Genomic DNA, 6877 nt, shown 5'->3' with positions numbered 1-6877 from the left:
CCGCCTGCCAGGTGGTGCGCAAGCGCTACCTGGCCGGGCAGCGGCTGGTGGTGTACTGTAGGGATGGCTCGCGCCTGGCCGCGTTCGATCGCATGCTCTGGGCATTCGATGACACGTCTTTCGTGCCGCACGTGCTGGCCAACGATCCGCTGGCCGCCGAAACGCCGGTGGTCCTCACCGCCGGAGATCCCCAGCAGGCCGCCGCTGCGGCCAGCCAGGGCGGACAGCCCCAGCCGTCCTGGCTGCTGAATCTGGACAGCGACTGCCCTCCCGGCTTCGAGGCTTTCGAGCGCCTGCTTGAAATCGTCTCCGACGACCCCGAGGACAAACAGGCGGCCCGCCAGCGCTGGCGGACCTATCTGACCGCGGGCCACACGCCGCAAAGCCACGACCTCAGCCGCCAGCAGCCGGACGGCTGAGCGCCCCGACCGTACGGCGCGCCATCTCGACATCCGGGAGTCCCCATGCCCTCTCGCCCCGCCGACCACGGCATTCCTACCTTGACCCAACGGGCCGAGCCCTCGCTCTATCCGCCTTCGACCGAGGACGACGCAGACGCGCCCCTGTTGACCGAACTGGCCGACGACACCGCAGCGGCCCATGACGACGACGCCTTTCCGCTGCTGACGGACCTGGCGGACAGCAGCGATACGTCCCTCGATACCGCTATACTGGAAACGCCAGTTCCGGCCTCGCGCGCCGAGCTGCCCGACGCCACGGTCCTGAGCGCCCGTCTGCAGGCTGAAGTCGAGCAGCTGATGCGCGATGCCCTGGCCCAGGCCATTGAACAAATCCAGGCGCGCATGGATGCGGAACTGCCGCGCATCGTCGCCAGGGTGCTGCAGGATGTCAGGCCGGGTTGACCCGTCTGGAACCTATTTCCCGCCTCTGGTCTAATCCTAGGCAGAACTGGATTCTTCAGGGAACTGTAAGGTATCCTATCCCTCTAAGCCTTCTAGGCAACCATTACTCTGCCGTACACAGGAGTTCTCCATGAACGAATATCGTCCGTCCCCCTTTAACCGTTCCGGCGCCGTAGCCGGCGCGCCGGGCGAGGTCGCGCGCAATCAGGTCTTGCGCAACACCTATTGGCTCCTGGCGCTCTCGCTGATCCCAACCGTGCTGGGCGCTGCCGTGGGCATGTACACCGGCATCAACCGCGTCATGGGCGCCAGCCCCGGACTGTCCGCCATCGTGTTCCTGGTGGGCGCGTTCGGCCTGATGTTCGCGATCGAAAAGAACAAGAACAGCTCGCTGGGCGTGGTCCTGCTGCTGGCCTTCACGTTCTTCATGGGCGTGATGCTGTCGCGCCTGCTGGGCTTCGTCATGGGCATGAGCAACGGCTCGCAGTTGGTCATGACGGCCTTCGGCGGCACCGCGATCGTGTTCGGCACGATGGCCACGCTGGCCACCACCATCAAGCGCGACCTGTCGGGACTGCAGAAATTCCTGTTCATCGGCGCAGTCGTGATCCTGGTGGCGGCCCTGGCCAACATCTTCCTGCAGCTGCCCGCGCTGATGCTGACCATCTCGGTCCTGGCCATCGTCATCTTCTCGGCCTTCATGCTGGTCGACCTGCAGCGCGTGGTCAACGGCGGCGAAACCAACTACGTGTCCGCCACGCTGGCCATCTACCTGGACGTCTATAACGTCTTCTCGAACCTGCTGATGCTGCTGGGCATCTTCGGCGGCAACCGCGAATAATCGCAACGCAGCAAAACCGGCACAAAGGGCCTACATTCACGTGTAGGCCCTTTTTCTTTGCCCGCCGGGCGCCTTTCCGCCGGAGCCACGCCATGCCCGATCGCCGCCACTTCCTCCAGACCGCCGCAGCCAGCGCCCTGATCGGATCCGCTTGGCCGGCCCGCGCGCTCAGCGTGGTGACGCCGATGTGGACCCGGACCATACCCGTATCCGGCGAGACGCTGCCCGTGATCGGGCTGGGCACCGCCGACACCTTCAACGTTTCGCCCACGGACAAGGCCGCCATGGCGCCGTTGGCCCAGGTGCTGGACACGCTGCTGCAAAAGGGCGGCAAGCTGATCGACACCGCCCCCAGCTATGGGCAGGCGGAAGCGGTCACGGGCGCGCTGCTGGCCCGCGACGGCGGCCTGCGCGCCAGGACTTTCCTGGCAACCAAGATCAGCACGCAGGGCCATGAATCGGCCATGCGCCAGTTGCGGCAATCGCAGCAGGCGCTAGGCAGCGACAAGCTCGACCTGGTCCAGGTGCACAACCTGATCGACACCGTCAATCAGCTGGCGCTGCTGCGCGAGCTGAAGCAGCAAGGCGTGATCCGCTATGTCGGCATCACCCACTACACCGACCACGCCCATGATGAGCTGACCGAACTGGTGGAACGGGAAAAGCCCGACGTCCTTCAGATCAACCTGTCCGTGGCCGACCGCAACGCCGAAAAAAGGCTATTGCCCGCTTGCCAGACCCATGGCGTCGCGGTGCTGATCAACCGCCCCTTCCAGGACGGCGCGCTGTTCCGCCGGGTCAAGGGCATGACGCTGCCCAAGCTGGCCGCCGAGATCGATTGCGAGTCCTGGGCCCAGGTTTTCCTGAAGTTCATCATCGGCCATCCCGCGGTCACCGCAGTGATCCCCGCGACCTCCAAGCCGGCCAATATGGCGGACAACGCGCAGGCCGGCTTCGGGCGGATGCCGGATGCTGCCATGCGGGAACGCATCGCCGCCCTGCTGGCCTGACGCCATGGCGCCCGCCCCCGGCAGCTTGCCAGGCCGCGCCGCGCAGGCCTTGGGCCTTCCTCGGGAAGAACTGGCGCCGGCGGCCTGCGGCTTCGCGTTTTTCTTCTTCCTGTTCTGCGGCTATTTCATGCTGCGGCCGATACGCGAGACCATGGGTATCCAGGCCGGCGTCGACCAGTTGCAGTGGCTGTTCACCGCGACCTTCGTCGCCATGCTGGCGGTAGTGCCGCTGTTCGGCTGGCTCTCGGCGCGCGTGCCCCGCGCCATGCTGGTGACCTGGGTCTATGCCGTCTTCGCGCTCAGCATGGCCGCTTTCGCCGCCCTGCTGTATCTGCGGCCCGGCAGCGTCTGGGCCGCGCGCAGCTTCTACGTCTGGCTGTCGGTGTTCAACCTGTTCGTCGTCTCCATCGCCTGGAGCCTGATGGCCGATGTGTTCCGCATGGAATCCGCCAAGCGCCTGTTCGCGCTGATCGCGGCGGGAGCGAGCGCCGGCGGGCTGGCGGGCCCGCTGTTGGGCGGTTTGCTGGCCGGCGCGCTGGGGCCGGCCGGCCTGCTGCTGCTGTCTGCGCTGCTGTTGACCGCCACCTTGCCGCTCAAGCGCTGGTTGCTGCGCTGGCGCGCGGCCAACCGCGAGGACGCGGCGCCGGACGACATGCGACGGCCGATCGAAGGTTCGATCCTGGCAGGCATCTCGCGCATCTTCCAGTCCCCCTACCTGCTGGGAATTTCACTGCTGGTCATCCTGCTGGCCACGCTCAACACCTTTCTCTACATGGAGCAGGCCCGGCTGGTGGCGCATGCCTTTGCCGACACGGCCCAACGCATCCGCGTCTTCAGCGCGCTGGACTTCACGGTGCAGGCCTTGTCGCTGGCGTCGCAGATCTTCATCACCGGCCGCGTCGCCACCCGCCTGGGACTGCGCTTCCTGCTGACCGCCGTGCCGCTGACCATGACGGCCGCGTTCCTGGCCCTGGCGGCCTTTCCCGTGTTCGGCGTGCTGGCCGCAGCCATGATCGTGCGCCGCGTCGGCGAGTACGCGCTGATCCGGCCGGGACGTGAAATGCTGTTCACGGCGGTCCCGCCCGAAGACAAGTACAAGACCAAGAACGTCATCGACACCGTGGTCTACCGTGCGGGCGATGCGGCCAGCGGCTGGGTCAAGGCCGGCGTGGACACGCTGGGCTACGGCGTGGCCCTGGTTGCCGCGCTGGGCGCAATCTGCGCGCTGGCCGCCGCCGCGGTAGGGCATGGCCTGGGGCAGACCGCGGACCGGCGCAACGAGGATAAATCTTAGGTTTTATTGAACATCCATCTCATTGAACCAAACGTGTTCCCCAAGCCCCGACCGCACAATGGCGCAGTTCTCAATGCCTGGGGAAACGTCATGAAACGCACCGCCTGTCTTGCCGCCCTGTTGCTCAGCCTGGCCGCGCCCGCCGCGCAGGCTGCCTATCCGGAGCGCGCCATCACGCTGATCGTGCCGGCCGCGGCCGGCGGCAACGCCGATATCACCGCACGCCTGGTGGGCCAGGAAATGAGCCGCCAATTGGGCCAGCCCGTGGTCGTTGAAAACCGCGTCGGCGCGGGTGGCCGCATCGGCACCCAGGCCCTGGCGCGTGCGGCGGCCGACGGCTACACCATCGGCTATGCCCACGTCGGCACCCTGGTGCTGCATCGTTTCCTGTTCAAGCAGCAGTTGTACGATCTGGACCGCGACATCGCCGCCATCGGCCTGGTCGCCGAAACGCCCAACGTCATCGTGGTGAATGCGTCCTCGCCCTATCGCGATCTGAAGGGATTCATCGAAGCCAGCCGCGCCCAGCCGCAACGCCTGACGATGACCTCGGCCGACCCGGGCACCACCAGCGAGGTCGGCGTCAAGCTCTTCATCGCCCAGACCGGCGCCGCCGTGCGCCAGATCCCGTACAAGGCGACGGCCGCGCAGCTGTCCGACCTGCTGGGCGGCCACGTCGATTCCATGATGGAAAACCTGCCGCCGCTGATCGGCAACCTGAAGGACGGCCGCCTGCGCGCGCTGGCGGTCACCACCCGGACCCGCGCCGCCTCCAATCCGGACGTGCCCACGGTGGCGGAACAAGGCTATCCCGACTACGAGCAGTCGGCCTGGAGCGCGCTGGTCGCACCCGCCGGCACGCCACCCGAGGTCATCGCGCGGCTGAACGCGGCGATGAACGCGGCGCTGCGCTCGGACAACGTCAGCAAGGAACTGCGCAGCCGCTCCCAGGAACCGCTAGGCGGCACGCCGCAGGACGTACAAAACCAGATACGCAAGGAGCTGCCCAAATGGGAAGGCATCATCAAGGCCGCCGGCACCACGCTGGACTGAGCCGGATCTCGACATCCGCAGGAGCCACCGCATGGCCACGGTAAGCCGCGAGGACTTCTCCTGCGCCGCCGCGACCAACGCCTCGGCCTACCGGCGCGTCACCATTCCGATGCTGCGGATCGAGGCGGGGCCAGGCCCCGCCGTCGCCTTGATGGCGGGCGTGCATGGCGACGAATGGGAAGGCCAGGCCGCCATCCTGGAACTATGGCGCCTGCTGCCCGGCATCCTGCGGCGCGGCACGGTCTATTTGCTGCCCGCGGCCAACGCCGAAGCCTCGCTGGCCGGCACGCGCCTGTCGCCCTCGGACGACGGCAATCTGAATCGCGCCTTCCTGGGCGCCCCCGCGCGCGGCTACACCGAAAGCGTGGCGGCCGCGCTGGAGGCCCGGCTCTTGCCCCGCATACAGGCGCTGGTGGACGTGCACAGCGGCGGCGCGTCGCTGCGCTACCTGCCGTCCTCGGTGATCACGCGTTACGGCAACGATGCCTATGATGAACGCCTGTCCGCCCTGGCGCACGCCTTCGGGCTGCCCGATTGCATGTTCTTCCGCGGCACCGAGTCCGGCTCGATGCCGGCCGCCGCCAGCCGTCATGGAGTGTTGCGCCTGAGCGCCGAGATCGGCGGCGGGCGCGAAACCAGCCAGGCGCTGGTCGACCGCTGCCGCGACGGCCTGCTGGGCTGCCTGGGCGAACTGGGCCTCCTGCCAGACCGGCCCCCGGCGTTGAACCCCGAAGTCCGCCTCTACGACCTGGACGCTCCCGCCGCCACCGTGCGCGCCAGCGAAGCCGGCGTGTTCGTGCCTGCCATCGGACTGGGGCAAATGGTCGGCGCGCGCCAGCGCATCGGCCAACTGATCGAACCCGCCCGCCCCGACCTGCCGCCGCGAGCCCTGACCAGTCCGCAGGCCGGCACCGTGGTCTGCCTGCGCGCCATCGCCCGCAGCGACGACGGCGATTGCCTGCTGCAGGTCGCGCCCGCCCTGCCCCTCGATTCCCTCGCTTCGAAGTACTGACACATGCAGATGAACCCTAGCTTGTCCGGCCTGCGCTGCATCCGTTGCGCCAGCCTGTGGCCGCCCGCCGATTACCCCGAAGGCTGCCCCAGCTGCCTGGAAGCCGGCCACCCCGCCGGCCTGGAATGCCTCTACGAACCATCCACGGACGACGCCATGCCCCTGCCGGTGCTGGACGCCGTCACGCTGGGCGAAGGCGCCACTCCCTGCCTCGCCATGCCCGCGCTGGCGCAGACCGAGGGCGTAGGCCAGCTCTGGCTGAAATGCGAAAGCGCCAATCCCACCGGCAGCCACAAGGACCGCATGGCGGCCCAACTGGTGTCGCGCGCGCGCCTGGCGGACGCCACCCGCGTGGCGGCCGCGTCCAGCGGCAATGCCGGGGTCTCGCTGGCCGCCTATTGCGCCGCCGCGCGGCTGGAGGCCGACATCGCCATCACCACCAACTGCCCGCCCTTGCAGCGCGAGGCCATGCAGCGCTTCGGCGCCCGGCTGACCGCCTTCGAGGACAGCCTGAGCCGCTGGCCCCACGTCGAGGACCTGTGCCGCAATCACGGCGCCTTCGCCGGCACCAACTATCTGAATCCGCCCGTCGGCACCCATCCCTACGGCGTGGAAGGCTACAAGCCCATTGCGCTGGAAATCCTGGAAGCCTGCGGCGTACCCAGCGACATCGTCGTCCCTACCGCGCGCGGCGACCTGCTGTGGGGCATCTTCCTGGGCTGGCAGCATCTGCTGCAAGGCGGACGGATCGCCCGCCTGCCCCGGCTGCATGCGGTGGAACCGTACGCCCGCCTGTCGCGCGCC

At 68.0% G+C, this 6877-nt stretch carries 8 protein-coding genes; all 8 read left to right on the top strand.

Annotation, left to right across the window (positions count from 1 at the left end; translation table 11 throughout):
* Positions 1 to 419 (top strand): DNA polymerase III subunit chi (locus AC6LKD_RS32315; RefSeq protein WP_498118524.1); only part of this gene is annotated, 419 nt, incomplete at its 5' end.
* 45 nt (positions 420 to 464) lie between these two features.
* Positions 465 to 863 (top strand): hypothetical protein, encoded by a 399-nt coding sequence (locus tag AC6LKD_RS32310; protein ID WP_498118523.1) that lies wholly within the window; start codon positions 465 to 467, stop codon positions 861 to 863.
* Positions 864 to 993: 130 nt separating this feature from the next.
* Positions 994 to 1704 carry a Bax inhibitor-1/YccA family protein gene (locus AC6LKD_RS32305; protein WP_013392245.1) on the top strand — a complete coding sequence of 237 codons (711 nt, stop codon included), beginning with the start codon at positions 994 to 996 and terminating at the stop codon, positions 1702 to 1704.
* A 92-nt stretch (positions 1705 to 1796) separates the two neighbouring features.
* Positions 1797 to 2714, top strand: coding sequence for an aldo/keto reductase (locus AC6LKD_RS32300; protein ID WP_498118522.1), 918 nt, complete (start codon positions 1797 to 1799; stop codon positions 2712 to 2714).
* A 4-nt stretch (positions 2715 to 2718) separates the two neighbouring features.
* Positions 2719 to 4008, top strand: coding sequence for an NTP/NDP exchange transporter (locus AC6LKD_RS32295; RefSeq protein ID WP_498118521.1), 1290 nt, complete (start codon positions 2719 to 2721; stop codon positions 4006 to 4008).
* Positions 4009 to 4098: 90 nt separating this feature from the next.
* On the top strand, positions 4099 to 5061 hold the full coding sequence (locus AC6LKD_RS32290; protein WP_013392242.1) for a Bug family tripartite tricarboxylate transporter substrate binding protein: 963 nt from the start codon (positions 4099 to 4101) through the stop codon (positions 5059 to 5061).
* A 31-nt stretch (positions 5062 to 5092) separates the two neighbouring features.
* On the top strand, positions 5093 to 6073 hold the full coding sequence (locus tag AC6LKD_RS32285) for a M14 family metallopeptidase (protein ID WP_498118520.1): 981 nt from the start codon (positions 5093 to 5095) through the stop codon (positions 6071 to 6073).
* 3 nt (positions 6074 to 6076) lie between these two features.
* Positions 6077 to 6877 (top strand): threonine synthase (locus AC6LKD_RS32280; RefSeq protein WP_498118519.1); only part of this gene is annotated, 801 nt, incomplete at its 3' end.

This window comes from Achromobacter sp. D7-1, assembly GCF_059760445.1.
The sequence above is the reverse complement of the archived record's forward strand: the minus strand, read 5'-3'. Positions and strand labels throughout refer to the sequence as shown.

Coding starts and splice junctions, on each gene's coding strand:
- AC6LKD_RS32310 (WP_498118523.1), top strand. CDS start 465: ATGCCCTCTCGCCCCGCCGACCACGGCATTCCTACCTTGACCCAACGG.
- AC6LKD_RS32305 (WP_013392245.1), top strand. CDS start 994: ATGAACGAATATCGTCCGTCCCCCTTTAACCGTTCCGGCGCCGTAGCC.
- AC6LKD_RS32300 (WP_498118522.1), top strand. CDS start 1,797: ATGCCCGATCGCCGCCACTTCCTCCAGACCGCCGCAGCCAGCGCCCTG.
- AC6LKD_RS32295 (WP_498118521.1), top strand. CDS start 2,719: ATGGCGCCCGCCCCCGGCAGCTTGCCAGGCCGCGCCGCGCAGGCCTTG.
- AC6LKD_RS32290 (WP_013392242.1), top strand. CDS start 4,099: ATGAAACGCACCGCCTGTCTTGCCGCCCTGTTGCTCAGCCTGGCCGCG.
- AC6LKD_RS32285 (WP_498118520.1), top strand. CDS start 5,093: ATGGCCACGGTAAGCCGCGAGGACTTCTCCTGCGCCGCCGCGACCAAC.